Annotated in this window: 22 protein-coding genes, 2 rRNA genes and 2 other annotated features; all 24 genes read left to right on the forward strand. The window is 39.9% G+C overall.

What is annotated here, in order from left to right; translation table 11 throughout:
• Positions 1-29: 29 nt before the first annotated feature.
• The 24 genes from D9780_RS18975 (at position 30) to D9780_RS19090 (ending at position 24690) form a co-directional block, all read left to right on the forward strand.
• Positions 30-2949: ribosomal RNA gene (locus D9780_RS18975) — 23S ribosomal RNA — on the forward strand.
• Between the two features lie 157 nt (positions 2950-3106).
• Positions 3107-3222 (forward strand): 5S ribosomal RNA (gene rrf, locus D9780_RS18980).
• 232 nt (positions 3223-3454) lie between these two features.
• Positions 3455-4153, forward strand: a complete 699-nt coding sequence (locus D9780_RS18985; RefSeq protein WP_121641182.1) for an MgtC/SapB family protein — start codon at positions 3455-3457, stop codon at positions 4151-4153.
• A 789-nt stretch (positions 4154-4942) separates the two neighbouring features.
• A complete protein-coding gene (locus D9780_RS18990; protein WP_073012498.1) occupies positions 4943-5410 on the forward strand; it encodes a CtsR family transcriptional regulator in 468 nt (155 codons plus the stop codon).
• A gap of 14 nt (positions 5411-5424) precedes the next feature.
• The gene (locus D9780_RS18995; protein ID WP_116279118.1) at positions 5425-5973 is read left to right on the forward strand and encodes a protein-arginine kinase activator protein McsA; all 549 of its coding nucleotides are present in this window, start codon (positions 5425-5427) and stop codon (positions 5971-5973) included.
• The gene (locus D9780_RS19000; RefSeq protein WP_121641183.1) at positions 5970-7034 is read left to right on the forward strand and encodes a protein-arginine kinase McsB; all 1065 of its coding nucleotides are present in this window, start codon (positions 5970-5972) and stop codon (positions 7032-7034) included. Before D9780_RS18995 ends, D9780_RS19000 begins: the two co-directional genes overlap by 4 nt.
• An 18-nt stretch (positions 7035-7052) precedes the next feature.
• Positions 7053-9479 (forward strand): ATP-dependent protease ATP-binding subunit ClpC, encoded by a 2427-nt coding sequence (clpC, locus tag D9780_RS19005; RefSeq protein WP_073012503.1) that lies wholly within the window; start codon positions 7053-7055, stop codon positions 9477-9479.
• A 700-nt stretch (positions 9480-10179) separates the two neighbouring features.
• Entirely contained in the window at positions 10180-11553 is a 1374-nt protein-coding gene (gene radA / locus D9780_RS19010) for a DNA repair protein RadA (protein ID WP_073012506.1), read from the forward strand.
• Between the two features lie 209 nt (positions 11554-11762).
• On the forward strand, positions 11763-12860 hold the full coding sequence (locus tag D9780_RS19015; protein WP_073012680.1) for a PIN/TRAM domain-containing protein: 1098 nt from the start codon (positions 11763-11765) through the stop codon (positions 12858-12860).
• A gap of 306 nt (positions 12861-13166) precedes the next feature.
• Complete coding sequence (gene gltX, locus D9780_RS19020) at positions 13167-14636, forward strand: glutamate--tRNA ligase (RefSeq protein WP_116279121.1); 1470 nt, start codon at positions 13167-13169, stop codon at positions 14634-14636.
• Positions 14637-14681: 45 nt separating this feature from the next.
• Positions 14682-14899, forward strand: a binding site (T-box leader).
• A 515-nt stretch (positions 14900-15414) separates the two neighbouring features.
• Positions 15415-16077 (forward strand): serine O-acetyltransferase, encoded by a 663-nt coding sequence (gene cysE, locus D9780_RS19025; RefSeq protein WP_073012511.1) that lies wholly within the window; start codon positions 15415-15417, stop codon positions 16075-16077.
• Complete coding sequence (gene cysS / locus D9780_RS19030) at positions 16067-17467, forward strand: cysteine--tRNA ligase (protein ID WP_121641184.1); 1401 nt, start codon at positions 16067-16069, stop codon at positions 17465-17467. The genes cysE and cysS overlap by 11 nt, the downstream gene beginning before the upstream one ends.
• Before the next feature lie 2 nt (positions 17468-17469).
• Entirely contained in the window at positions 17470-17895 is a 426-nt protein-coding gene (locus D9780_RS19035) for a Mini-ribonuclease 3 (protein WP_116279124.1), read from the forward strand.
• Positions 17870-18616 carry a 23S rRNA (guanosine(2251)-2'-O)-methyltransferase RlmB gene (gene rlmB / locus D9780_RS19040; protein ID WP_116279125.1) on the forward strand — a complete coding sequence of 249 codons (747 nt, stop codon included), beginning with the start codon at positions 17870-17872 and terminating at the stop codon, positions 18614-18616. Before D9780_RS19035 ends, rlmB begins: the two co-directional genes overlap by 26 nt.
• A gap of 3 nt (positions 18617-18619) precedes the next feature.
• Positions 18620-19129, forward strand: coding sequence for an NYN domain-containing protein (locus D9780_RS19045; RefSeq protein WP_073012522.1), 510 nt, complete (start codon positions 18620-18622; stop codon positions 19127-19129).
• Between the two features lie 119 nt (positions 19130-19248).
• A complete protein-coding gene (sigH, locus tag D9780_RS19050) occupies positions 19249-19878 on the forward strand; it encodes an RNA polymerase sporulation sigma factor SigH (protein WP_121641551.1) in 630 nt (209 codons plus the stop codon).
• A 72-nt stretch (positions 19879-19950) separates the two neighbouring features.
• Entirely contained in the window at positions 19951-20100 is a 150-nt protein-coding gene (gene rpmG, locus D9780_RS19055) for a 50S ribosomal protein L33 (RefSeq protein WP_121641185.1), read from the forward strand.
• A 75-nt stretch (positions 20101-20175) separates the two neighbouring features.
• The gene (gene secE, locus D9780_RS19060) at positions 20176-20343 is read left to right on the forward strand and encodes a preprotein translocase subunit SecE (RefSeq protein WP_073012528.1); all 168 of its coding nucleotides are present in this window, start codon (positions 20176-20178) and stop codon (positions 20341-20343) included.
• A gap of 242 nt (positions 20344-20585) precedes the next feature.
• The gene (gene nusG / locus D9780_RS19065; RefSeq protein ID WP_077706782.1) at positions 20586-21122 is read left to right on the forward strand and encodes a transcription termination/antitermination protein NusG; all 537 of its coding nucleotides are present in this window, start codon (positions 20586-20588) and stop codon (positions 21120-21122) included.
• Positions 21123-21442: 320 nt separating this feature from the next.
• Positions 21443-21868, forward strand: a complete 426-nt coding sequence (gene rplK, locus D9780_RS19070) for a 50S ribosomal protein L11 (RefSeq protein ID WP_019375547.1) — start codon at positions 21443-21445, stop codon at positions 21866-21868.
• 221 nt (positions 21869-22089) lie between these two features.
• Positions 22090-22785, forward strand: a complete 696-nt coding sequence (gene rplA / locus D9780_RS19075) for a 50S ribosomal protein L1 (RefSeq protein WP_073012537.1) — start codon at positions 22090-22092, stop codon at positions 22783-22785.
• Between the two features lie 49 nt (positions 22786-22834).
• Positions 22835-22985: a sequence feature (ribosomal protein L10 leader region), on the forward strand.
• 49 nt (positions 22986-23034) lie between these two features.
• Positions 23035-23535, forward strand: coding sequence for a 50S ribosomal protein L10 (rplJ, locus tag D9780_RS19080; protein WP_073012540.1), 501 nt, complete (start codon positions 23035-23037; stop codon positions 23533-23535).
• Between the two features lie 46 nt (positions 23536-23581).
• Positions 23582-23947, forward strand: coding sequence for a 50S ribosomal protein L7/L12 (gene rplL, locus D9780_RS19085; RefSeq protein WP_073012543.1), 366 nt, complete (start codon positions 23582-23584; stop codon positions 23945-23947).
• Between the two features lie 140 nt (positions 23948-24087).
• Positions 24088-24690, forward strand: coding sequence for a class I SAM-dependent methyltransferase (locus tag D9780_RS19090; RefSeq protein ID WP_121641187.1), 603 nt, complete (start codon positions 24088-24090; stop codon positions 24688-24690).
• Positions 24691-24761: the final 71 nt, after the last annotated feature.

Here is a 24761-nt window from a genome sequence, read left to right on the forward strand (position 1 = left end):
TGCTTATTCATAGATAAAATTGTAAGATTAGTTAAGTGAATAAGGGCGCACGGTGGATGCCTTGGCACTAGGAGCCGAAGAAGGACGGGACTAACACCGATATGTCCTGGGGAGTCGTAAGTAGACATCGATCCAGGAATTTCCGAATGGGGGAACCCGCTGCTCGTAATGGAGCAGTACTTCTATCTGAATTCATAGGGTAGAAGAGGCATACCCGGGGAACTGAAACATCTCAGTACCCGGAGGAAGAGAAAGCAAACGCGATTTCCCAAGTAGCGGCGAGCGAAACGGAATTAGCCCAAACCAGAAGGCTTGCCTTCTGGGGTTGTAGGACACTCCATTGGAGTTATCAAGAGATTCTTTAGATGAAGCGATCTGGAAAGGTCGGCCAAAGAAGGTAACAGCCCTGTAATCGAAAAAGAATCTCCTCCGGAGTGGATCCTGAGTACGGCGGAACACGAGGAATTCCGTCGGAATCCGGGAGGACCATCTCCCAAGGCTAAATACTCCCTAGTGACCGATAGTGAACCAGTACCGTGAGGGAAAGGTGAAAAGCACCCCGGAAGGGGAGTGAAATAGAACCTGAAACCGTGTGCCTACAAGTAGTCGAAGCCCGTTAATGGGTGACGGCGTACCTTTTGTAGAATGGACCGGCGAGTTACGATCGTATGCAAGGTTAAGTGGAAAACACGGAGCCGTAGCGAAAGCGAGTCTGAATAGGGCGAATATAGTATGCGGTCGTAGACCCGAAACCGTGTGATCTACCCATGTCCAGGGTGAAGGTCAGGTAACACTGACTGGAGGCCCGAACCCACGTATGTTGAAAAATGCGGGGATGAGGTGTGGGTAGGGGTGAAATGCCAATCGAACACGGAGATAGCTGGTTCTCTCCGAAATAGCTTTAGGGCTAGCCTCAAGGAAAGAGTACTGGAGGTAGAGCACTGATTGAACTAGGGGCCCTCATCGGGTTACCGAATTCAGTCAAACTCCGAATGCCAGCTACTTATCCTTGGGAGTCAGACTATGGGTGATAAGGTTCATAGTCGAAAGGGAAACAGCCCAGACCGCCAGCTAAGGTCCCAAAGTATACGTTAAGTGGAAAAGGATGTGGAGTTGCCCAGACAACCAGGATGTTGGCTTAGAAGCAGCCACCATTTAAAGAGTGCGTAATAGCTCACTGGTCGAGTGACTCTGCGCCGAAAATGTACCGGGGCTAAACGTATCACCGAAGCTGCGGATTGTTCTTACGAACAATGGTAGGAGAGCGTTCTAAGTGCTGTGAAGTCAGATCGTGAGGACTGGTGGAGCGCTTAGAAGTGAGAATGCCGGTATGAGTAGCGAAAAAAGAGTGAGAATCTCTTTCACCGAATGCCTAAGGTTTCCTGAGGAAGGCTCGTCCTCTCAGGGTTAGTCGGGACCTAAGCCGAGGCCGAAAGGCGTAGGCGATGGACAACAGGTAGATATTCCTGTACCACCTCATGAACGTTTGAACGATGGGGGGACGCAGTAGGATAAGGAATGCGCACCGATGGACGTGTGCGCCCAAGCAGTGAGAAAGTCGGATAGGCAAATCCGTTCGACAATTTCAAGCTGTGATGGGGAGGGAAATAGAGTACCGAAGTTCCGGATTTCACACTGCCAAGAAAAGCCTCTAGTGAGTTCATAGGTGCCCGTACCGCAAACCGACACAGGTAGGCGAGGAGAGAATCCTAAGGTGAGCGGGAGAACTCTCGTTAAGGAACTCGGCAAAATGACCCCGTAACTTCGGGAGAAGGGGTGCTCCTTTAAGGAGGAGCCGCAGTGAATAGGCCCAAGCGACTGTTTAGCAAAAACACAGGTCTCTGCGAAGCCGAAAGGCGAAGTATAGGGGCTGACACCTGCCCGGTGCTGGAAGGTTAAGGGGAAGCGTTAGCACTTCGGTGCGAAGCGTAGAACCGAAGCCCCAGTAAACGGCGGCCGTAACTATAACGGTCCTAAGGTAGCGAAATTCCTTGTCGGGTAAGTTCCGACCCGCACGAAAGGTGCAACGACTTGGGCACTGTCTCAACGAGAGACCCGGTGAAATTATACTATGCGTGAAGATGCGCATTACCCGCGACAGGACGGAAAGACCCCGTGGAGCTTTACTGTAGCCTGATATTGAATGTTGGTACAGCTTGTACAGGATAGGTGGGAGCCATCGAAGCGTGAGCGCTAGCTTACGTGGAGGCAACCGTGGGATACCACCCTGGCTGTACGAACCTTCTAACCCAGGGCCGTAATCCGGTCCGGAGACAGTGTCAGGCGGGCAGTTTGACTGGGGCGGTCGCCTCCCAAAAGGTAACGGAGGCGCCCAAAGGTTCCCTCAGAATGGTTGGAAATCATTCGCAGAGTGTAAAGGCAGAAGGGAGCTTGACTGCGAGACCTACAAGTCGAGCAGGGACGAAAGTCGGGCTTAGTGATCCGGTGGTTCCGCATGGAAGGGCCATCGCTCAACGGATAAAAGCTACCCCGGGGATAACAGGCTTATCTCCCCCAAGAGTTCACATCGACGGGGAGGTTTGGCACCTCGATGTCGGCTCATCGCATCCTGGGGCTGTAGTCGGTCCCAAGGGTTGGGCTGTTCGCCCATTAAAGCGGTACGCGAGCTGGGTTCAGAACGTCGTGAGACAGTTCGGTCCCTATCCGTCGTGGGCGCAGGAGGTTTGAGAGGAGCTGTCCTTAGTACGAGAGGACCGGGATGGACACACCGCTGGTGTACCAGTTGTTCCGCCAGGAGCATAGCTGGGTAGCTACGTGTGGCAGGGATAAGTGCTGAAAGCATCTAAGCATGAAGCCCCCCTCAAGATGAGACTTCCCATCACTATAAGTGAGTAAGATCCCTCAGAGATGATGAGGTTGATAGGTTCGAGGTGGAAGCGTGGTGACACGTGGAGCTGACGAATACTAATAGATCGAGGACTTAACTAACCTTTTTGGTAGATGTACGTTGAATGATCTCTTATTTAGTTTTCAAGGTAACAAGGAAAAAATGACTTTTTTCAACAAAGATCTTGATTTTTTCACAAAAACGATTATAATAAGATTTGTGCCTCTTTGAAGCACAACATAACAGATAGCAACTTTGCCTGGTAGTAATGGCGGAGAGGTCACACCTGTTCCCATGCCGAACACAGTAGTTAAGCTCTCCAGCGCCGATGGTAGTTGGGACTTTGTCCCTGCAAGAGTAGGACGCCGCCAGGCGATTAGTAAAAAGCTGATTCATCATAAAGATGGTCAGTTTTTTTATTTTATACTGATAAGTGCTCGTAAAGATTAAAAAGGCCACGCACTTTGCGAAATGAAAAAATCAAAAATCTACTTTCAGAAGTACATTACATTATATTTAATTTGAACTTCACTAAAAATAAACCTCTACTTGTTCACATATAGATAAAATAAAATGCCATGTTTATAACAATTGGGGGGACTTAGTATGAAAGAACTAATCAATGAACTATTGGGAGATCATTTTTATGTTATTTTAACTCGTTTACTTATTGCATTATGCCTTTCTGGATTAATCGGGTTTGAAAGGGAGTTGAAAAATCATTCAGCTGGATTTCGCACCCATATTTTAGTAGGTGTTGGCTCTTGTCTAATGATGTTACTTTCTTTATTTGGATTTGAATTTTTTCTAGAGCATTACGAGAATATCCGTTTTGATCCCGCAAGAATACCTTCGTATGTGATAAGCGGAATTGGGTTTTTAGGTGCTGGTACCATCATTGTTTATGGTGGCACGATAAGAGGTTTAACGACAGCTGCATCTATTTGGACAGTTGCAGGTTTAGGGCTGGTAGTAGGTGTTGGTATGTATGGGGCAGCAGTAGTAACAACGGTAATAATATTACTGAGCCTTATATTCCTTAATAATTTTGAACGTCTATTTAAAAAAGGAAAAGTTTCCCATGTTATTCAAATAGTTACGCTCCCAGACTTGCCTGTAAATGAAGTGGTTGCAGTGTTTGACAACCATTACGTTTCTATTAAAAAAGTAGAAATATCAAAATCAGATAATAATTACCGTAATATTTTTATTAATACGGAAGGAATAGCGGATGCAAAACGTTTAACTTTATTTGATGATATTTCTCGTATTAACCAGGTTAAAAATGTTACTGAATTAAAATAAAAAGCATATCTTATAAAAATGTATTTAGATGAGAACTCCATATAGTGGAATACTCATCTTTTTTACACTATAGCAAGTAGTGACGATAATCAATTTGTTGAACTATCAGCGGAAGATTAAGTCAAATTGTTGTTTAAAAAAGGTTAGGATAGAGAAAAACAGGGGAATTGTCAATAACAAGATCTGAAAATGGGTAATACGCGTACGAATGAAATACGTTCGTATCTTTTTGAAAGTTAAGAAAGTATAAAATTTGTTGCTTTGGCGTACGGATTCAACGAAATAGCCCCGTAAGGATCCAGTGAACAGCAACTAGGCGACTTCACTTCATTGCCCTACGCTAAGTCATTATCGGTTTATTCTAAATAGGAAGGACGACTAAAGATGGCCTTGCCGGAGGGCGCCGGCATACTCCTGTTGCAGGAGCATGATTCCTAAAACTTTAGTTAAATCATTCCCGTCGCTACGTTGCCAAACGGGCGCTTGCGTCTTTGTTCTACTATAGGAAAGTTTAAAGGTTTATATTATAAGAAAAAATACGCTATTCGCCATAAGACTTGGCGACAAGCCAAGTTTTTCTAAGGATAATACTGTTTCTCGTACTAACAAGACTTTTGACGTGAAGCTCCATTCATAGAAGGTTTCTTTTATTATGTTTTTTATGAGTTATTTTTGTCTACAATAAACATAGTATTGTATTTGCATCTTCTTTAAATTCCCGTATAATAAAAGTATAGTCAAAGATAGTCAAAGTCAAAATCGTTACTCTATACAAAAGGGGGTGGGCATATGAGTAATATATCAGATATAATTGAGAGTTATTTGAAGCAAATCCTTCAATCAAAAGGGAAGAATGTAATCGAAATTAAACGAAGTGAGATAGCTGACCAATTTCAATGTGTCCCCTCACAAATTAATTATGTAATTAATACGCGCTTTACTGCTGAAAAAGGTTATATTGTGGAAAGTAAGCGTGGTGGCGGTGGTTTTATTCGAATTATGCGGGTTATTCACCAAGAAGAGTCCAAGTTAATTGATGAAATTATTGAAATGATTAATCCATCTGTATCTCAGCAAAAAGCAGTCGGTATATTAGAAAGATTACTTGAAGAAGAGTTAATTACGGAACGCGAGGCTAAGATTATGTTAAGCGCTATTGAAAGAACGACGCTTCCATTCCAATTGCCTTTACGAGATGAAATTCGTGCACGCGTATTAACATCCATGCTTACAACGCTTAAGTATCTAAATAAATAAAGGGGAGTGTGAACATGCAATGCCAAGAATGTCACAAACGTCCTGCAACCCTTCATTTCACACAAGTGATTCAAGGGCAAAAAATGGAGGTTCATGTTTGTAATGTATGTGCAAAGGAAAAAGGGTATATGAACTATTCAGAAGATGGATATTCGTTACATCATTTACTTTCTGGGTTATTTAATTTTGACACCTCGAACTTGTCAAATCCACATACGGAAAGTTATCATCAGACAAAAGACTTACAATGCCCAAAATGCGAAATGACTTTTTCACAATTTAAGCAAGTAGGAAAATTCGGTTGTGCTATATGTTATGAAACTTTTAACGATCGTTTAGATTCAATATTTCGAAGAGTTCATGCGGGGAATGTAAAGCATAATGGGAAAATTCCTAAACGACAAGGTGGAGATTTGCATAAGAAAAAACAGCTAGAAGATTTAAAACTGCATTTGAAAAAATTAATTGAGAATGAAGAATTTGAAGAAGCAGCAAAAGTTAGAGATCAAATTAAAGCTTTAAATCAAGAAGACGGTCAGGCAGAGGCAGGTGATCAATCATGACTTTGCGGCAGTTTATGAATGAAGCGATTAGCCCGTGGATGCGGAAAGACGGTCCAGATAGCGATATTGTTTTAAGTAGCCGCATTCGCCTTGCTCGAAATTTTGCTAATATACCTTATCCAATAGCTGCTGATCCAAAAGATTTAGAGGAAATAAGGAGTTTTTTTCAAGAAAAGTATGAAGGGCAAACTTATGGAGTGTATAAAGATTTAGCATTTGTATCCATTCGTGATCTATCCGCTATTGAAAAACGAGTATTAGTCGAAAAACATTTAATTAGTCCGTTGTTAGCAAAGCAATCTGAAGCTGCAGCTGTGCTTATTTCAGAAAATGAGCAAGTATCTCTTATGATCAATGAAGAAGATCATATTCGCTTGCAACTTTATTTCCCAGGCTTTCAAATAACGGAGGCTCTGCAACAAGCATTCGAATTTGATGATTGGCTAGAAGAAAAAATCAATTACGCTTTTGATGAAAAACGAGGTTACTTGACGAGTTGCCCGACGAATGTAGGAACTGGAATGCGTGCTTCTGTTATGATGCATTTGCCCGCGTTAGTTTTAACAAAACAAATCAATCGCATGATACCAGCAATTAACCAGTTAGGTCTCGTTGTACGAGGTATTTATGGCGAAGGTAGTGAAGCGCAAGGAAACATTTTTCAAATATCTAACCAGATTACGCTTGGAAAATCAGAAGAGGATATCGTTGCTGATTTGCAAAGTGTTGTAAAGCAATTAATTGAACAGGAACGTTATGCGAGACAGCGGATAATAGAGCAATCGAAAGACCAGTTGGAAGATCGAATTTTTCGTTCTTATGGTGTATTGGCATATGCAAGAATTTTAGAATCAAAAGAGGCTGCAACGTGTTTATCCAATGTAAGGTTAGGTATTGACGTAGGTTTATTGAAAAATGTATCAAGAAATATTTTAAATGAACTAATGATTTTGACTCAACCAGGATTTTTACAGCACTATGCCAAAAAAACATTAGCAGCTAGCGAACGTGACCAATTGCGAGCTTCTCTTATTCGTCAACGGTTGCAATTAGAGGAATAGATAGGAGGAAAAGAATATATGATGTCTGGACGTTTTACCGAAAGAGCACAAAAAGTTCTCGCACTCTCCCAAGAGGAGGCTGTAAGGTTAGGGCATAATAATATCGGGACAGAACATATTTTACTAGGGCTTGTCCGTGAAGGAGAAGGTATTGCTGCAAAAGCATTACAATCACTTGGGTTAGAAATATCAAAAATTCAAGAAGAAGTGGAAAAGCTGATTGGCGTAGGGAAACAGCCAATGCAGACAATTCACTATACACCACGTGCAAAAAAAGTGGTAGAACTTTGCCAAGATGAAGCACGTAAGCTTGGACATTCGTATGTTGGTACAGAGCACATACTATTAGGGCTTATCCGCGAGGGAGAGGGCGTTGCTGCTAGGGTTTTAAATAATTTAGGGGTTAGCCTAAACAAGGCTCGACAGCAAGTTTTACAGCTTTTAGGTAGTAATGAATCGCAAACAAATCGTCAGGGACGTGCGCAACAATCCAATGCGAATACCCCAACACTCGATTCCTTAGCACGTGATCTAACGGTGAGTGCAAAAGAAGGGAATATTGACCCCGTTATTGGACGTAGTAAGGAAATCGAACGGGTTATTCAAGTGTTAAGTCGCCGTACGAAGAACAACCCTGTTTTAATTGGTGAGCCGGGTGTAGGAAAAACAGCGGTTGCAGAAGGGCTTGCACAACAAATTATTCAAAATGAAGTACCAGAAACATTACGAGATAAACGCGTGATGACGCTAGATATGGGAACGGTTGTGGCAGGAACAAAATATCGTGGTGAGTTTGAAGATCGTCTGAAAAAGGTAATGGAAGAAATTCGTCAAGCTGGTAACATTATCTTATTTATTGATGAATTGCACACTTTAATTGGCGCCGGTGGGGCAGAAGGTGCAATTGATGCGTCAAATATTTTGAAGCCATCACTTGCCCGTGGTGAGTTACAGTGTATTGGTGCTACAACATTAGATGAGTATCGTAAATATATTGAAAAAGATGCAGCGCTTGAGCGAAGATTCCAGCCTATTCAAGTTGATGAACCAACGTTGGAAGAAACGATCCAAATTTTAAAAGGCTTACGTGATCGTTACGAAGCACATCATCGTGTTACGATAACAGATGAAGCAATTGAAGCAGCTGCTAATCTATCGGATCGCTATATAACTGACCGGTTTTTACCAGATAAGGCGATTGATTTAATTGATGAAGCAGGATCGAAGGTGCGTTTAAAATCCTATACTGTACCACCAAACCTGAAGAAATTAGAACATAAGTTAGAAGAGGTTCGTAAGGAAAAGGATGCAGCTGTACAAAGTCAAGAGTTTGAAAAAGCCGCATCGCTTCGTGATTCCGAGCAACGGTTACGTGAAGAAGTAGCGGAGACGAAGACAAAATGGAAAGAAAAGCAAGGACAAACCGATACGGAGGTTACAGTAGAAGACATTGCAAGTGTTGTATCTATCTGGACAGGTGTCCCTGTAGCAAAGCTAACGAAGGATGAGAGCGATCGTTTGCTTAACATGGAGGAGACCCTTCACAATCGAGTAATCGGCCAAGAAGAAGCTGTAAATGCCGTTTCTAAAGCAATCCGTAGAGCTCGAGCAGGGTTGAAAGATCCGAAACGCCCAATTGGTTCGTTTATATTTTTAGGACCAACAGGGGTCGGGAAAACGGAATTAGCTCGTGCCTTAGCGGAAGCTATGTTTGCGGATGAAGATGCCATGATTCGAATTGATATGTCGGAGTATATGGAAAAGCATGCTACTTCTCGTTTAGTCGGCTCACCTCCTGGCTATGTCGGATATGAAGAAGGCGGTCAACTAACTGAAAAAGTCCGCAGAAAGCCGTATTCCGTTGTGCTTTTGGATGAAGTAGAAAAGGCTCACCCGGAAGTGTTTAATATCTTATTACAAGTTCTTGAAGATGGTCGTTTAACCGACTCCAAAGGTCGCGTGGTAGATTTTCGTAATACGGTATTAATTATGACATCGAATGTTGGTGCGAGCGAATTAAAGCGAAATAAATATGTTGGCTTTAATTTAGGGGAAGAAGATCATGATTATAAAAATATGAAATCAAAAGTAACGGAAGAGCTAAAAAAAGCATTTCGACCAGAATTTTTAAACCGAATCGATGAAACAATCGTTTTCCATTCCTTAGAGAAAAAACATATGAAGCAGATTGTAACGCTAATGATTCAACAACTGCAAAAACGTTTAAAAGATCAAGATATCGAGTTCTCACTAACAGATAAGGCAATTGAAAAGATTGCCAATGAAGGTTTCGATCCTGAATATGGAGCAAGACCCCTTCGTCGTTCGATTCAAAAGAATGTAGAGGATTTATTGTCTGAAGAGCTTTTAAAAGGAACAATTGAAAAAGGCCAAAAAGTAAAAATTGGTTTAAACAATAAGGGAGAATTTATTATACTTCCTTAGTCTTATCTATAAGATGATAAGTAGTAACGGAAATCGGCAGCCATGGTCATGGCCAAAAAGAAGACTTGTTATAGCCAAGTTTTTCTGACAAACAATCCTTTCGTGAGGAGGTAACTTCACGAAAGGATTGTTTATTTAGAACCAAATTGATGGAGCTTTAAGAAATGTATTTATGAAAAAGAAAAGAAGTATAAGAAACAAATATGACCTAATTTGTACTGTAGGAAAGTTTAAGATTGTAAAGTTTTACCGTATAAGAAAAACGACGGCTTATGCGTAAAGACTTGCCAATAAGTAAATTAATAAAAAAATAGATAGGTTTAGGGAAAACGTCCTGCTATGTTGCAATAATATAGATGATGAGAATCATTCTTTTAACGCCAAAATATGTTAAACTGATAAAAATAAGCAATAGAGAGCATAAAATTTTAAGGTTTATCGTATAAGAAAAACGAATGCATTTTATTTAAAAACTTGGCGATAACCAAGTTTTTCGAATAACCAAAACACTAGCTTTTACGTAAAGCGAAGCAACAAGAAGCGCTTTTCGAAAAAAGTGAAACTATTTTTAGCTTTAAGCAGTATGTAATAGGTAAGATTTGTGGCACGACTATGGAATTCCTATTCAAATTGATAGGAACCTGTAACTTTATCATTGTTAAAATCGTATATAATAGATAAGTGAAGGGGTAGTGGTAGGTTGGCGAAGCGTAAAACGAAATTTGTTTGTCAGGAATGTGGGTATGAAGTAGCAAAATGGCTTGGGAAGTGTCCCGGTTGTAACAATTGGAATACGTTTGTAGAAGAGATTGAAATTACTGGTGGGAGACAAAAGCAGTCCTTTCAAACAGGTAATAGGTCAGTAGGAAAGCCTGAAAAAATTACAGCAATTAAATCACAACAAGAACCGAGAGTGACAACAGATATGAAAGAGTTTAACCGTGTGCTCGGCGGCGGCATTGTACCAGGCTCTCTCGTTCTAGTTGGTGGGGATCCAGGTATTGGAAAGTCTACCCTATTATTGCAAATATCATCTCAATTGGCAGATAAAAGTTTGTCTGTTTTATATATTTCCGGAGAAGAATCAACGAGACAGACGAAGTTGCGTGCTGATCGTTTAGGTGTAACTTCCGACGAGTTATATGTGTTAGCAGAAACAAATTTACTTGATATAGCAAATCAAATTGAAGCAATAAAACCATCATTTGTCGTTATTGATTCTATTCAAACGGTCTATCGTGAAGAGATTACGAGTGCACCGGGCAGTGTTTCTCAAGTAAGAGAATGTACATCTGAATTAATGAAAATCGCTAAAACGAATGGAATACCCATCTTTATTGTGGGACACGTGACGAAAGAGGGGACGATTGCTGGCCCAAGACTCCTAGAGCATATGGTGGACGCTGTGCTATATTTTGAAGGGGAGCGTCATCATACGTACCGCATTTTAAGAGGTGTGAAAAATCGGTTTGGTAGTACGAATGAAATGGGCATCTTTGAGATGAAGGAGGCAGGGCTACGCGAAGTTTTAAATCCTTCAGAAATATTTTTGGAAGAACGTTCACAAGGAGCTTCGGGGTCTACCGTCGTAGCTTCTATGGAGGGAACAAGACCAGTATTGGTAGAGATACAGGCATTAATCTCTCCTACAGCGTTTGGTAACCCTCGTAGAATGGCGACAGGAGTAGATCAGAACCGTGTTCCACTACTGATGGCAGTGTTAGAAAAGCGTGTCGGTTTAATGCTGCAAAACCAAGATGCATATATTAAAGTTGCTGGTGGTGTTAGACTTGATGAACCTGCCATTGACTTAGCAATTGCTGTTAGTATTGCTTCTAGCTTCCGTGATCAACCAACAAAGCCGGAAGATATTTTTATTGGGGAAGTTGGACTGACGGGAGAGATAAGACGGGTATCTCGCATTGAACAACGTGTTCAAGAAGCTGCCAAACTAGGATTTAAACGCGTTATCTGTCCTAAAAATAATTTAGGAGGTTGGACAACGCCAAATAACATCGAAATTATCGGTGTAAACACGGTACAAGAAGCATTACAAATCGGGGTAAGTAGATAAGTTTTGTTTTTATTTCATTAGTAAGAAGTATAAATGAAAGGTTTGTAGGATAAGGGCGTTTGAAAATGCTTATTTACTCCAACGTTTAAAGGTTTGTTCAATACTTGGAAGTTTATAAACTATCATATGGAAATTATTTCATTATAAATATTATTCAAGGATTATTTTTTTTCATCTTAGGCAATAATATAAGTTAGGAGGTGGCATTGCTGATGAAAAAGATTGTGCATTTGTTTTTCATTATTTTAGGAGGAACTATAGGTTATCTTTATGTTCCTTTGTTTTTAGCTTTATTAAATATTGCCGATGCTAATTGGATGTTCTCTCCCTATATAGGAATGGCGATCGGTGCTATTATTTTCTTTCTCATATCATATTGGCTTGTCGATTATATTGTAGGGTTTTTAAAATGGATAGAGGAAGCACTTATTCGTCTACCTGCTGGTGATTTATTTTCAGGGACGTTAGGTTTGATGGCTGGTTTAATTATCGCGTATTTAATCACCATACCTTTGGGAGATCTTAATGTATTAGTTTCACAAGTTCTTCCATTATTTATAACGATTATATTAGGGTATCTAGGTTTTCAAGTCGGTTTTCGCCGTCGTGAAGATATTGTCAATTTATTTAATATGAATCGTAAGGAAAAAGAAAAGCGAAAAATCCCAGAAAGTGATGTAACAAATACAACCATACAACCTAAAGCAAAGATATTGGATACAAGTGTCATTATTGATGGACGGATCGCTGACATTTGTCAGACGAACTTCTTGGAAGGAACGGTTGTTATTCCGCAATTCGTACTTGGCGAGCTGCAACATATTGCTGATTCCTCTGATGTATTAAAGAGAAACCGTGGACGTAGAGGTTTAGACGTGTTAAATCGGATTCAGAAAGATTTGCCTGTAAAAGTGGAAATCTATGAAGGCGACTTCGAAGATATTCATGAGGTGGATAGCAAATTAATCAAATTGGCTAAAGTAATTGACGGGATCGTTGTAACCAATGACTTTAACTTGAATAAAGTTTGTGACTTGCAAAGTGTGTCTGTATTAAACATTAATGATTTGGCGAATGCTGTGAAGCCTGTTGTCTTGCCTGGGGAAGAATTAACCGTACATGTTATAAAAGATGGGAAAGAACATAATCAAGGGGTCGCTTACCTTGATGATGGAACCATGATTGTTGTGGAAGAAGGTAGAGACTATATTGGCAAAACAATCGAAGTGTTAATTACGAGTGTCTTGCAAACGTCTGCTGGACGAATGATATTTGCAAAACCAAAATTACTTGAAAAAGCTCTATAAAAAGGTATAACATATAAAGGATGAACAAAAGTGATAACAATCATTGTTATCACTTTTGTTATACGAGCAAGAACCGTATAATTTAATATAGAATTTTAAAAGCAAGCCTTAGTCATACAGGAAATATCCTGTATCACATTTTAAGTTTCTAAAACATAGGAGTATGATTCATTTTCTTTTACCTTAGGAAAGTATAAAGTCTTAAGGTTTATAGTATAAGAAAAACAACAGCGTTTTTCCGCCTAAAGAGTTGGCGGTAAGCTAAATTTATCTAATTCATGTTTAATTGTAGAAAGGGGAAGGACCATGACGAATCAGGTTCGAGTACGTTATGCACCAAGTCCAACAGGTCATTTGCATATCGGAAACGCACGTACAGCATTATTTAATTACTTATATGCGAAACATTTTAATGGAAAGATGATTATTCGCATTGAAGACACAGATGATAAACGAAACGTAGAAGGCGGCGAAGAAAGTCAGCTAAAGTTTTTAAATTGGTTAGGGGTTGAATGGGATGAAGGCGCTGATGTAGGTGGGGATTACGGTCCTTACCGTCAGATGGAACGTCTTGATATTTATCAAAAATATGTGGACGAGCTGTTAGAAAGAGGCTTAGCATACAAGTGCTATATGACAGAGGAGGAGCTTGAAGCGGAAAGAGAGCAACAGCGCGCTAACGGCCAAGTTCCAAAATATTCCGGAGCCCATCGTGATTTAACGGAAGCACAAATCGCAGCCTTTGAACAGGAAGGTCGTTTACCAAGTATCCGTATGCGAGTTCCTGAAAATAAAACATATACATTTAATGATATTGTAAGAGGCGATATTACTTTTGAATCTAGTGATTTTGGTGATTGGGTTATTGTAAAGAAAAACGGTATTCCCACGTACAACTTTGCTGTAGCTATTGATGACCATCTAATGGAAATTACACACGTATTGCGGGGAGAAGAACATATTTCCAATACTCCAAAACAATTGATGATATATGATGCATTTGGTTGGCAGCCGCCAAAATTTGGCCATATGACACTGATTCTTAATGAAGAACGGAAAAAATTAAGCAAGCGTGACCAGCATATTATTCAATTTATTGAACAGTACCATGACTTAGGCTATTTGCCAGAAGCTTTGTTTAATTTTATTACGTTACTAGGTTGGTCTCCGGTTGGGGAAGAGGAAATTTTTGATAAGCCAACTTTAATTGATATCTTTGATCCAAATCGATTATCTACGTCTGCGGCGATCTTTGACCGTCATAAATTGAAATGGATGAATAATGCGTATATAAAATCTGCAGATCTTTCAGAAGTGATTGACTTGGCGCTACCACATTTAGTAAAGGCTGAAAAGCTGCCGACCGATATGGACGAAGAGACAAGAGTTTGGGTTGAGAAGGTCATTGCATTATACAAAGAGCAATTGCGTTATGGTGCAGAAATTGTAGAATTAACGGAGATGTTTTTCTCTAAAGAGCTCAGCTTTGATGACGCTGCTTGGGAAGTTCTTGAAGGAGAGCAAGTTCCAGAGGTATTACAAGTCTTCACAGATAAGCTTCTTCATTTGGATGATTTTACAGCCGATTCAATTAAAGCTCAGATTAAAGCAACACAAAAAGAAACGGGGCATCGAGGTAAGAAACTATTTATGCCGATCCGTGTAGCTACTACGGGACAAACTCATGGTCCAGAATTACCGATGGCAATTGAACTACTCGGAAAAGATACCGTCATTAGCCATTTAGACGCTGTATTAAAGAAACTTAAAGCGTAATGATTCACAACTTACGTAAAATGTAATATAGTAATATTACATAAATAAGGAACGATGACGAGGGAAAGTAAAAAGCAATAAACTAACACAGAGAGAATCACCTTGGCTGGAAGTGATTTTTAGGATTGCTTTTGAAGTGCTCCTCTGAAGTCCGTTATGGAATAGTAGTACATAACGGCGGCGCTTACCGTTATAAGTTTAAGTTGGAAGGAATTTATTTATCCTTCAAACAGAGTGGAACCGCGCATGAAAGCGTCTCTGAGTATGCATACCCAGAGGCGCTTTTTAGTTTGTATAGGAAATTATAAAGCTTAGCAGCTGTGGATAAACTTACTAAGTTATTTAGCAACGTCTGGCTCCAGCGCCAGCAACTAGGCGACTTCACTCCATTGTCCTAAGCTAAGTCATCATCGGTTCGTTCTAAATAGGAAGGCCGACTAAAGACGGGCTTGTCGGAGGGAGCCGGCATACTCCTGTTGCAGGAGCATGATTTCTAAAACTTTCGTTGATTCGTTCCAGTCGCTACGTTGCTAACCGGGCGCCCCGAGCCTTTGTTCTGGTTCATTGTTATCAAATCCTTTGCTATACACCGTGAATGTAAGCCGCAACCAATGACCGTGTTATTTAGCACGAAAGGAGCTACTATTGTTAATGAAAGTAGATGTCTAACAAAGGAGATTTTGCAGAAAAAGCTTTACGGCTAAGAATGAAGCTAAATATATCGATAAGTTTTACATCCATTATGTATTACATTAATTATGGGGAAGGAGGCTGGAGGATGGGCATTTGGAAACGAATGAAAGATGATATGGATGCTGTATTCGAGCAGGACCCAGCTGCACGCTCTTATTTTGAAGTTTTCTTAACGTATTCAGGTCTTCATGCTGTTTGGTCGCACCGTATTGCCCACGCGTTATATAAGCGTAAAATGTTTTTTATTGCCCGTGTCATCTCACAAATGAACCGTTTTTTTACTGGAATTGAAATTCACCCAGGTGCGATAATTGGTAGACGTTTATTTATTGACCATGGAATGGGGGTCGTTATTGGTGAAACATGTGAAATTGGTGATAATGTAACGATTTTTCAAGGGGTAACGTTAGGCGGTACTGGAAAAGAAAAGGGGAAGCGGCATCCGACGATAAAAGATAATGTGCTAATTGCAACAGGAGCCAAAGTGCTTGGATCCATAACAATTGGGGAAAGCGCAAAAGTAGGTGGCGGGTCTGTTGTTTTAAAGGATGTGCCCGATCATGCTACCGTTGTCGGTATCCCGGGAAAAATTGTAAAGCACCGCGGGGAAAAGGTTACTAAAGACTTAAATCATCACAAACTTCCTGATCCAGTAGCAAATCGATGTGAATATTTACAGCGGGAAATTGATGCTTTAAAGGAAGAAATAGTTAAATTAAAGGAAGGGAAAAAACACGATGTCCATTAAAATATACAATACGTTAACACGTAAAAAAGAAGTGTTTAAACCAATAGAACCGGGCAAAGTGAGCATGTATGTTTGCGGACCGACTGTATATAACTATATTCATATTGGTAATGCAAGACCTGCAATTGTCTTTGATACAGTGAGACGTTATTTAGAGTACAAGGGTTTTGAAGTAGATTATGTGCTCAATTTTACGGATGTGGACGATAAGTTAATTAAAGTTGCCAATGAGCTCGGTAAGGAAGTGCCAGAGGTAGCTAACCGATTTATTTCCGCTTATTTAGAAGATGTTGGTGCTTTAGGGGTAAAAGAAGCTACGCATAACCCTCGAGTAACAGAAACAATGGCTGATATTATCGCCTTTATTGAGAAGCTTATTGAAACAGGTGTTGCTTATGAAGTACAAGGTGATGTCTATTTTAAACCTCGGGAGTTTAAAGGATATGGAAAGTTATCTCATCAATCTGTCGATGAGCTAAGGTCTGGAGCTCGAATTCAAGTTGGTGAGAAGAAAACAGATCCACTCGACTTTGCTTTATGGAAAAAGGCAAAGGATGGAGAAATTGCTTGGGATTCGCCGTGGGGAAAAGGGCGTCCCGGATGGCATATTGAGTGCTCTGCCATGGTAAAAAAATACCTTGGCGAGACAATTGATATTCATGCAGGAGGGCAAGATCTTGCTTTTCCACACCATGAGAACGAAATAGCACAATCGGAAGCTCTGACGGGAAAAACATTTGCTAACTATTGGATGCATAATGGTTATATTAATATTGATAATGAAAAAATGTCCAAATCACTAGGCAACTTTTTATTAGCTCGCGATTTAATCCAACAGTATGATCCACAAGTCATTCGTTTCTTTATGCTTAGTGTTCATTATCGTCACCCGATTAACTTTTCTGAGGAGTTATTACAAAGCGCAGAAAACAGTTTAGAGCGAATAAAAACAGCTTATTTTAATTTAGAGCACCGCAAATCTTCTAGCATGGATCTTGTAGATCATAAAGAGGATTGGTTGCAAAAGCTAGCGCAATGGAGCCAGCATTTTGAGGCGGAGATGGATGATGACTTTCATACTGCCAATGCAATTTCGGTTCTTTTTGAAGTAGCGAAAGAAGCGAATGTCTACTTGCAACAAAAACAGACATCAAGCGAGGTAATTGCAGCTTTCCAACAAGTCATACACGCTTTCTTAAAGGTGCTTGGAATTGAATTAGAGGTGAACCAGCAGCTACTAGATGTAGAGATTGAGGCATTAATCGAAGAACGTAATACCGCAAGAAAAGCTCGTAATTTCGCTCGCGCTGATGAAATTAGAGATATACTAAAAGAAAAAAATATTGTTTTGGAAGATACGCCTCAAGGAGTACGATGGAAAAGAGGATAACCATGGAGCAAGATGTAAAACAAATGAAGAGCCTTGCCCTTGCCTATATGGGAGATGCTGTCTATGAATTGTATATAAGAGAGCACCTCCTTCAACAAGGTCAAGTAAAACCACAGCAATTACATCAACGAGCAATCCGTTATGTGTCAGGAAAAGCACAAGCAACTGTTGTTCGTCACTGGCTAAAGGTGGACAAGTTAACCGCAGAAGAAGTACGAGTAGTGACGAGAGGAAGAAATGCAAAGTCGGGATCTATTCCCAAAAACATACGCGTTCAAACGTATCGCTACAGTACAGCCTTTGAAGCATTAATCGGTTATCTTTATTTAGGAAATGATAAAGAGCGGTTAGAACAACTTATTGATGAAGCGATACAGTTAACAGAAAGGAGTGGAACCGAATATGGATCAGGAGCTGATAATTGGTAAGAATCCTGTTATAGAAGCGATGAAGTCTGGAAGGTCGATAAATAAAGTGTTTATATCCGAACAGTTAAATTCTTCCGTACAAGCAAAGTTTTTTCAATTAGGAAAAACGGCACATACTGTCGTCCAAAAAGTTCCCAAACATAAATTAGATCAGTTAGCTAAAGGAGGAAACCATCAAGGGGTGGTCGCATATGTCGCATCGTATACATATGCAACGTTAGATGACCTATTTCACCAAGCTGAAAAACGAAATGAAGCAGCATTCTTTTTGATTTTAGATGAATTAGAAGACCCGCATAATTTAGGTTCTATTTTACGGACGGCAGATGCTGTAGGGGCACACGGTGTCATTATTCCAAAGCGTCGTTCCGTAGGTTTAACTGCAACTGTAGCCAAAACAGCAGCTGGGGCAATGGAGCATGTTCCGGTTGTTCGCGTAACGAATATTGCTAATACTATTGAAGCCTTAAAGGAACGCAATATTTGGGTAGTTGGTACAGAAGCGGATGCATCAGAGGATTATCGGCAATTAGAAGGTACGCTGCCGCTTGCTATTGTAGTGGGAAACGAAGGGAAAGGGATGAGCCGTCTAGTAAAGAAAAAATGTGATTGGACAGTAAGCTTACCCATGAAGGGGAAGGTATCCTCTCTTAACGCTTCCGTTGCTTGTAGCCTTTTATTATATGAGGTGTATCGGAAAAGGAATCCTTATGGTGATTAAGCGATGATTGTTGTCATTGTAGATGGATATAACATCATTGGGGCATGGGATGAACTTCAGCGGTTAAAAGAAAAAGATATTGGGCAAGCCCGAGATCGTTTAATTGAATGGATGGCTGAATACCAAGCGTATTCAGGTTTTCGTGTTATTGTTGTATTTGATGCTTATTATGTACACGGGGTAGAAACAAAAACAACTGCATATAACGTAGAAGTTATTTATACAAAAGAAAAAGAAACAGCCGATGAATGTATTGAAAAATTAGTCAAAGAGGTAAAAGATATTCGTACGCAAGTATATGTAGCAACATCTGATTTTGCAGAGCAACGAACAATTTTTGGAAGTGGAGCTTTAAGGAAATCGGCTCGAGAGCTCTGGATAGAAACGAATAATATACAACAGAACATTGAAAAAACGATAGAAAAGCATTATAAGAAACAAGCAAATTCAAAAATTATATTAGATGCGAAAACGTTAGAGACTTTTGAAAAATGGAGAAGAGGGAAGATATAGAACTGCTAACACTCTCACTTCTCTAATATTGACTACTTTAAAGCGCTTCCTGTATAATAAGCTTTAAATGGACTGTGTGTAGTCGGGGGGGCATCTTGGTGAATGTCAATCAAATAGAGATGGGCGATCAACGCTTAAATAAGCTGGACGATGAGAGTATTGTGCAGCTTATTCATCAGGGGAACAGTCACGCTTTAAATTATTTGATACAGAAGTATCGTAATTTTGTACGTGCAAAAGCACGGACGTATTTTTTAATTGGCGCGGATAAAGAGGACATTGTTCAAGAAGGAATGATCGGCTTATATAAGGCTATTCGCGATTATGATGGGAAAAAGCTATCCTCATTTAAAGCTTTTGCTGAATTATGTGTAACAAGGCAAATCATTACAGCGATTAAGACAGCGACAAGACAAAAACACATTCCGCTAAATTCGTATGTGTCTTTGGACAAGCCGATTTATGATGAGGAGACAGATCGCACTTTATTAGATGTCATCGCAGGATCAAAAGATATTGATCCACAAGAACTGCTTGTAAACCAGGAAAAATATGGAGACGTCGAAGCGAAATTATCAGAATTGTTGAGCGGATTAGAGAAGAAAGTATTGCAACTTTATTTAGATGGAAGGACGTACCATGAAATATCAGTTGCACTTAATCGTCATGTTAAGTCGATCGATAATGCACTACAACGAGTAAAGCGTAAATTGGAGCAGTTAATTGCAGAGGCGGAAATTACTTCATAGGGAGGATTGACACATTTTTGCAACCATGCTAGAGTAAAATAGTATTAGAAACTCTCCGCTCGAGGTGAGGGAATGAATAAGAAAATCACTTTAGCGTGTGCAGTTTGTGCTAGTAGAAATTATACAACGAATAAAAATGTATCCACACAACCTGTACGGCTTGAAGTAAATAAGTATTGTAATCATTGTGGTAAACATACATTGCATCGGGAAACAAAATAGTTTTCGCGATGTAACGTGCGAAATAATAGCATGACTATAACAAAGTCGTCATTTTCAGGTGTAGGGGGTACAAGCATGTTTCGTTTTTTTAAAAACGTTTCAAGAGAAATGAAGAAAGTTAGCTGGCCGAATCGCAAAGAGTTAACAAGCTATACCATAACGGTTATTACAACGGTTGCTTTTATAGCATTATTCTTCTTTTTAATTGACCTTGGAATCACGCAAATTTTAAACTTACTTTGATTTTCCTAATGATTGAATATTTGTGTTGGTTTTATGCTATAATGATAAGGAAATAAATAATGAGTTTCTGTGGAACCCGGTATCAATCGGGTTTTTTAGGTTGGAGCAAAAAAGCCTAACATATATAGTTTATTCGTGATATGAATTTAAAAACGTTGCATGTCTGGTGCAGAAATAAATTGGAATGAAATTCTGTATTGTATAAAAAAGGGAGGGAAGGACAAGAACTGTTGTCCAAATAAATGGAAAAAAATTGGTATGTCGTACATACGTATTCTGGTTATGAAAATAAAGTGAAAACGAACTTAGAAAAGCGTGTGGAGTCCATGGGGATGGAAGATAAAATATTTCGCGTTATTGTTCCCGAGGATGAAGAGACAGAAATCAAAAACGGCAAGAAAAAGGTAACGAAGAAGAAATTCTTCCCAGGATACGTGCTCACAGAGATGATTATGACAGATGATTCATGGTATGTCGTTCGAAATACTCCTGGAGTAACAGGGTTTATTGGTTCAAGTGGTGGTGGAACAAAGCCAACGCCGTTATTGCCAGAAGAAGTAGAAACAGTATTAAAACGTATGGGTGTTGCGGAAAATCCTGTACAATTTAATTTTGAAATTAAAGAGAATGTTCGTGTGACCGATGGGCCGTTTACTGATTTCACTGGTACTGTTGAAAGCATAGACACAGATAAGCAAAAGGTTAAAGTTCACGTAAATATGTTCGGAAGAGAAACCCCTGTAGAATTAGATTTCTCGCAAATAGAGAAGCTCGATTAGCTGCGTAAGATTTTTTGATAATACCCTGCTTTTTTCTAATAGCAGAACAGCAAGCGATAGCGCGGTTGTTGTGGGATTTACCATTCCTGTGAAGTGGGAGTCTACAGTGCATATAGCGTTAGAGGTATCATGAAATTAGCAGAGGAAAATCACGAAGTCCCTTAGAAAATGATTGCAATATCCTTGCATTTTTCTGATATTCATGCTAAAATTCTTTTGTTATTCTTGTGACTAGCCATTCGGTTAGAACAATAGGAGTGGGAGGGGCAAAATTGAGTGTCCCCTATTACCACATCACGGACTTTAAGGAGGTGTGTCTCGTGGCTAAAAAAGTGATTAAACTTGTAAAATTACAAATCCCAGCTGGTAAAGCGAACCCGGCACCACCAGTAGGACCAGCACTTGGTCAAGCAGGTGTTAATATCATGGGCTTTTGTAAAGAATTTAACGCACGTACGCAAGATCAAGCGGGTATGATTATCCCTGTTGAGATAACAGTGTTTGAAGACCGTTCGTTTACGTTTATTACAAAAACTCCACCAGCAGCTGTTTTGCTTAAAAAAGCAGCAGGCATTGAAACTGCTTCTGGTGAACCAAATCGTAATAAAGTAGCAACAGTTAAGCGCGATAAAGTAAAAGAAATTGCAGAAACAAAAATGCCTGACTTAAATGCTGCTGATGTAGAAGCAGCGATGCGCATGGTTGAAGGAACAGCGCGTAGTATGGGTATTACGATCGAAGACTAATTGCGCTTCACTTTCGTGATGTTTGTTGTGAATGATTGTATTATTTGATTTTTTTGAAGTCACTAGTACGGTATAGGTTGCGGTTGGATTCCCTACGCAACCTTTTTCGTGAAGTGGATGACTTCTTTATAGTTCGTCATCCACTTTGCCTTTATAAAAGCGTGTTTGCTTTTATAAGTGGGAGGTAATACCGTTATAACCACATTTGAGGAGGAAATAAAATGGCTAAAAAAGGAAAAAAACATCAAGAAGCATTAAAGCTTGTTGATCGTTCGAAAGCGTATGAAGTATCAGAAGCAATTGCGCTTGTAAAAGAAGCTGCCAAAGCTAATTTCGATGAAACAGTCGAAGCTGCTTTTCGTTTAGGTGTTGATCCTAAGAAAGCAGATCAGCAAATCAGAGGAGCGATGGTTTTACCACATGGAACCGGTAAAACACAGCGTGTGCTTGTTTTCGCAAAAGGTGAAAAGGCGAAAGAAGCGGAAGCTGCTGGAGCTGACTATGTAGGAGATACAGATTACATTAACAAAATCAACCAAGGTTGGTTCGACTTCGATGTAGTAGTTGCAACTCCAGACATGATGGCAGAAGTAGGTAAATTAGGAAGGGTATTAGGTCCAAAAGGTCTTATGCCAAACCCTAAGACTGGAACAGTTACATTTGATGTAGAAAAGGCTATCAACGATGTCAAAGCTGGTAAAGTAGAATATCGTGTCGATAAGTCTTCCAATGTGCATGTTCCAATTGGTAAAGTTTCATTCGATAACGAGAAGTTAATTGAAAACTTTGTTGCTATTACAGAAACACTTGTAAAAGTGAAGCCGCAAGCTGCTAAAGGAACGTATATGAAGAATGCGTCTGTGTCTTCTACAATGGGACCAGGAATTCGCGTTGATGTTTCTAGCATGGTGCGCTAATAAAAAGTGTTGACTTTATCAGTATGTTTCGCTATACTGTAATCTGTATTTAATAGAATAGGATGTACCGTAGACAGTAGGAGCGTCTTTGCGCTTAATTATCCTGCCGAGGTGTTTATAGATAAATTGGATATATACGGTTTATATTCCAATCGATGAATAAGCTCTCATGTCTACGTGAGGGCTTTTTATTTGCGCTTATGTGCCGCATCGATACGGTATAATCACGATTTTTTAGGAGGTGGAAGAATGTCTAGTATTATTGAGCAAAAGAAACAATTAGTAGAAGAAATTAAAGATAAGCTTGTTTCTAGTGAAACGGTCGTAGTAGTGGATTATCGTGGTTTAGATGTTGCTGCAGTAACCGAACTACGTAAACAACTACGTGAAGAAGGCGTTGATTTCAAAGTCTACAAAAACACCATGACTCGTCGTGCAGTAGAAGCTGCTGAACTAAACGAGCTAAGTGATGTTTTAGTTGGCCCTTCTGCGCTTGCATTTAGCAAAGATGATGCTGTAGCTCCAGCTCGCATTATTAAAAAATTCGCTAAAGAAAATGAGGCACTTGAAATCAAAGGTGGCGTGATTCAAGGTAGTGTTGCTACAATCGACCAATTGCAAGAGCTTGCCGATCTTCCGAATTACGAAGGTATGGTCTCTATGCTTCTTAGCGTGCTTCAAGCACCGATCCGTAATCTTGCATATGCAGCAAAAGCGGTGGCAGAACAAAAAGAAGAACAAGGCGCATAATTTGCGTGTAGCGGTATAAAAAAACAATTTTTAGGAGGAAAAAATCATGACTAAAGAACAAATCATTGAAGCAGTAAAAGAAATGACTGTACTAGAACTAAATGATTTAGTAAAAGCAATTGAAGAAGAATTTGGAGTAACAGCTGCAGCACCTGTAGCGGTAGCTGGTGCTGCTGGTGGCGCTGAAGCTGCTGAAGAGCAAACAGAATTTGACGTTGTTCTTAACGACGCTGGTGCATCAAAAATCAAAGTTGTTAAAGCAGTACGTGAAATCACTGGTCTAGGATTAAAAGATGCGAAAGAATTAGTTGACAATGCTCCAAAACCTGTAAAAGAAGGCGTGTCTAAAGAGGACGCTGAAGAAGTTAAAGGTAAGTTAGAAGAAGCAGGCGCAACTGTAGAAGTGAAGTAATTTTGTTCAAAATGAGCTCGTCGTAATGATTGCGGCGGGCTTTCTATATACCTCAGTCTTATTTCATGGAATCATCAGTTTGCTTTAGCGTGCATACGTAGCTGATGAGCGTCTTCAATAAAAACAAAGTAGGTGCTGGAATGAGTGAGCATTACTTTTCACAAAAACCCCAAACGATAAGTTCACCAAAAACATGGCTATACAATGCGAATGGAAAAAAATACTCCTTTACAAGTGATGTAGGTGTATTCTCGAAAAATGAAGTCGATTTCGGAAGTCGCTTTTTATTGGAACAGTTTACTCCTCCTGATATAATAGGAGATTTCTTGGATCTTGGTTGTGGATATGGACCGATCGGTATAACGGTAGCAGACCGATATAAAGATCGACATATTGTAATGGTTGATATTAATGAGCGAGCATTGGAACTAGCGAAAAAAAATGCAGCGCAAAATACGGTGGAAAATATTACGTGTTTGCAAAGTGATAAATTATCAGCTGTTATGGATCGGAAGTTTGCAGCTATAATTACAAACCCGCCAATTCGAGCTGGTAAGTTGGTTGTGCATGAGATGTTTGAGCAAGCGGAGCAAGTATTATTTCAAGGTGGGGCTTTATGGGTGGTAATCCAAAAAAAGCAAGGAGCGCCTTCGGCGAAGAAAAAATTGGAGCAATTGTTCGCAGAAGTAGATACCGTCGCTAAGCGTAAAGGTTATTATATATTTCGAGCAGTTAAGGTTTGACCAAGAGGATGTCTTGTGGTAAGATAGGAAAATGCTAACATGGCGCTTATTATGTCAAGCGAATAAAGAAA

This window comes from Virgibacillus sp. Bac330 (genome assembly GCF_003667845.1).
Classification (GTDB): domain Bacteria; phylum Bacillota; class Bacilli; order Bacillales; family Amphibacillaceae; genus Virgibacillus; species Virgibacillus chiguensis.

What these genes read in the sequence shown, in the direction of transcription:
- D9780_RS19035 (WP_116279124.1), top strand. Translation starts at nt 17,470, where the DNA reads ATGGAGCAAGATGTAAAACAAATGAAGAGCCTTGCCCTTGCCTATATG.
- sigH (WP_121641551.1), top strand. Translation starts at nt 19,249, where the DNA reads ATGGGCGATCAACGCTTAAATAAGCTGGACGATGAGAGTATTGTGCAG.
- rplL (WP_073012543.1), top strand. Translation starts at nt 23,582, where the DNA reads ATGACTAAAGAACAAATCATTGAAGCAGTAAAAGAAATGACTGTACTA.
- D9780_RS18990 (WP_073012498.1), top strand. Translation starts at nt 4,943, where the DNA reads ATGAGTAATATATCAGATATAATTGAGAGTTATTTGAAGCAAATCCTT.
- D9780_RS19090 (WP_121641187.1), top strand. Translation starts at nt 24,088, where the DNA reads ATGAGTGAGCATTACTTTTCACAAAAACCCCAAACGATAAGTTCACCA.
- rplJ (WP_073012540.1), top strand. Translation starts at nt 23,035, where the DNA reads ATGTCTAGTATTATTGAGCAAAAGAAACAATTAGTAGAAGAAATTAAA.
- D9780_RS18995 (WP_116279118.1), top strand. Translation starts at nt 5,425, where the DNA reads ATGCAATGCCAAGAATGTCACAAACGTCCTGCAACCCTTCATTTCACA.
- rlmB (WP_116279125.1), top strand. Translation starts at nt 17,870, where the DNA reads ATGGATCAGGAGCTGATAATTGGTAAGAATCCTGTTATAGAAGCGATG.
- D9780_RS18985 (WP_121641182.1), top strand. Translation starts at nt 3,455, where the DNA reads ATGAAAGAACTAATCAATGAACTATTGGGAGATCATTTTTATGTTATT.
- secE (WP_073012528.1), top strand. Translation starts at nt 20,176, where the DNA reads ATGTTTCGTTTTTTTAAAAACGTTTCAAGAGAAATGAAGAAAGTTAGC.
- clpC (WP_073012503.1), top strand. Translation starts at nt 7,053, where the DNA reads ATGATGTCTGGACGTTTTACCGAAAGAGCACAAAAAGTTCTCGCACTC.
- gltX (WP_116279121.1), top strand. Translation starts at nt 13,167, where the DNA reads ATGACGAATCAGGTTCGAGTACGTTATGCACCAAGTCCAACAGGTCAT.
- rplA (WP_073012537.1), top strand. Translation starts at nt 22,090, where the DNA reads ATGGCTAAAAAAGGAAAAAAACATCAAGAAGCATTAAAGCTTGTTGAT.
- rpmG (WP_121641185.1), top strand. Translation starts at nt 19,951, where the DNA reads ATGAATAAGAAAATCACTTTAGCGTGTGCAGTTTGTGCTAGTAGAAAT.
- cysE (WP_073012511.1), top strand. Translation starts at nt 15,415, where the DNA reads ATGGGCATTTGGAAACGAATGAAAGATGATATGGATGCTGTATTCGAG.
- D9780_RS19045 (WP_073012522.1), top strand. Translation starts at nt 18,620, where the DNA reads ATGATTGTTGTCATTGTAGATGGATATAACATCATTGGGGCATGGGAT.
- cysS (WP_121641184.1), top strand. Translation starts at nt 16,067, where the DNA reads ATGTCCATTAAAATATACAATACGTTAACACGTAAAAAAGAAGTGTTT.
- D9780_RS19000 (WP_121641183.1), top strand. Translation starts at nt 5,970, where the DNA reads ATGACTTTGCGGCAGTTTATGAATGAAGCGATTAGCCCGTGGATGCGG.
- nusG (WP_077706782.1), top strand. Translation starts at nt 20,586, where the DNA reads ATGGAAAAAAATTGGTATGTCGTACATACGTATTCTGGTTATGAAAAT.